This is a genomic window from Phenylobacterium sp., assembly GCF_031412415.1.
In the GTDB taxonomy this organism is placed as follows: domain Bacteria; phylum Pseudomonadota; class Alphaproteobacteria; order Caulobacterales; family Caulobacteraceae; genus Phenylobacterium.
Map to the genome: position 1 here is coordinate 1 of NZ_JANOCX010000344.1, position 1,886 is coordinate 1,886.

2 protein-coding genes and 1 pseudogene are annotated in these 1,886 nt (G+C 66.7%); all 3 read right to left on the reverse strand.

The genetic code is table 11. From position 1 onward, the window contains the following. On the reverse strand, nucleotides 1-574 hold a 574-nt coding region (pth, locus tag RMO04_RS16530), incomplete at its 3' end, for an aminoacyl-tRNA hydrolase (RefSeq protein WP_309645867.1). A gap of 32 nt (nucleotides 575-606) precedes the next feature. Then, nucleotides 607-1,230, reverse strand: a complete 624-nt coding sequence (locus RMO04_RS16535; protein ID WP_309645868.1) for a 50S ribosomal protein L25/general stress protein Ctc — start codon at nucleotides 1,228-1,230, stop codon at nucleotides 607-609. A 128-nt stretch (nucleotides 1,231-1,358) separates the two neighbouring features. Further along, a pseudogene (locus RMO04_RS16540) lies at nucleotides 1,359-1,886 on the reverse strand (hypothetical protein); the annotation flags it as partial.

The following is a 1,886-nucleotide window of genomic DNA, read 5'->3' on the forward strand; positions in this document are numbered from 1 at the left end:
CCTTGTCGGCGGGGGCCAGGCGCATGACTTCGGTCTGGTACTTCTCATCCTCGCCGGCCGCCAGCAGCGGCGCGGCGTCGGCCACGGCGCCGAGGAGGTCGGCCACCCAGGTCTGATCAACCTTGTGGAAATCCGACAGGACGTGGCCCTGGACCAACTCGCTCTGGCCGGGATGGCCGACCCCCAGCCGGGCGCGGCGGAAATCGGGGCCGACATGGGCGGTGACCGAACGCACGCCATTGTTGCCCGCAGCTCCGCCGCCGGTCTTCATCCGGAAGCGGCCAGGGGCCAGGTCGATCTCGTCATAGAACAACACGAGGTCGGCCGGCGTCAGCTTGTAGAACTTCAGCGCCTCGCCCACGGCGCGGCCGCTCTCGTTGTAAAAACTCTGCGGCTTGAGGATCAGCGCGCGCACGCCGTCGATCTCGCCCTCGCGGACCAGGGCCTTGAACTTCGAGCGTTCGGGACCGAACCGCCAGCGCTGGGCGATCGCATCGACCGCCATGAAGCCGATGTTGTGCCGGTTGCCCGCATAGCGGGCTCCCGGATTGCCTTGGCCGGACAGGATCAGCATTCGATCTCCTCGGGACGAAGAGACCGTCTGGCTTATTCGGTGGTGGAGGCGGCGGCGGCGGCTTCGTCGTCAGCCGCGGCGTCGGCGGAGGCCGAGGCGGACGAGCCGGCGATGGTGGCCACGACGAAGTCGCGGTCCATGGCGGCTTCGACGCCTTCGGGCAGATCGAAGGCCGAGATGCGGATCGTGTCGCCGATTTCCAGGCCGGTCAGGTCGTAGACCAGCTCTTCCGGGATCTTGTCGGCCGGGCAGGACAGCTCGACGTCATGACGCACGACGTTGATGGTGCCGCCCTTCTTGAGGCCCGGCGACGCTTCGTGGTTCTTGAAGTGAACCGGGACGGCGATCTTGATCAGCTGATGCTCGTCGACCCGATAGAGGTCGAAGTGGATCGGCTCGTCGGTGACGGGGTGCATGTCCACGGCCTTGGCGATGACCGGCTGGCTTTCCTTGCCGTACTTCAGGGTCACCAGGTGGCCCAGGAGCTTGCCCGTGTAGAGCGCCTTGCGGAACTCGTTCGACTTCACCGCGATGGCGACCGGGTCCTTGGAGCCGCCGTACAGCACGCCGGGGACCAGGCCCGAGCGACGGGCTTCACGGGCGCCGCCCGTACCGGTGCGTTCGCGGACTTCAACGTTCAGGATGATCTCGGCCATGGCGCCTTCGCCTTAAAACGAAGCCGCCGCGCGAAACCCGCGCGGCGACGGAACGACCCGGTAGGGCCGAAAGGTGGGCGTAAATACACAAAAGACCCGGTCGTGGCAACGGTCGGGCGTGTGGAAATCTAACGCTTTTTGGCGGCCGGCTTGGCGGACGCTTTCCTGTAGGGCTTCTTCGCCATCTCGGCGGCGGTCGCCACCTTGGGAATGAACCGGGCCTCGAAGGGCTCGGCCTGGCCCGAGGCTTTGATCACGCAACGGGCGGTATCCATCATCGCGTGCTGGCCCAGGCAGAAAACGTCCTCGTAATGGGGCTTCGACACCGCCAGGCATTGGAACAGGTTCAGTTTCGACATGTTGACGCAGGAGCCGGTGTTGGGCTCCACCATCATGGCGTTGATGATCTCCATGTTGGCGTCGCTGGCGTGACCCAGCACGGCGAGAGCCGCGATCGCCAGGCTGCGGATCACCGTCGGCGTATAGGGCGCGCTGGTCGGGATGGGGGTCACGGCCAGGGGCTGAGCGCCGGCCGCGGCCTGCTGGAGCCGCACGGTCTGGGCCACGTCGCCCACCACCGGCGTGGTCGAGAGCGACTTGGCCTGCAGCAGGCGCACGTCGCGATTCGGCACGTCGGCCTTGGACCAGGGCTGCTT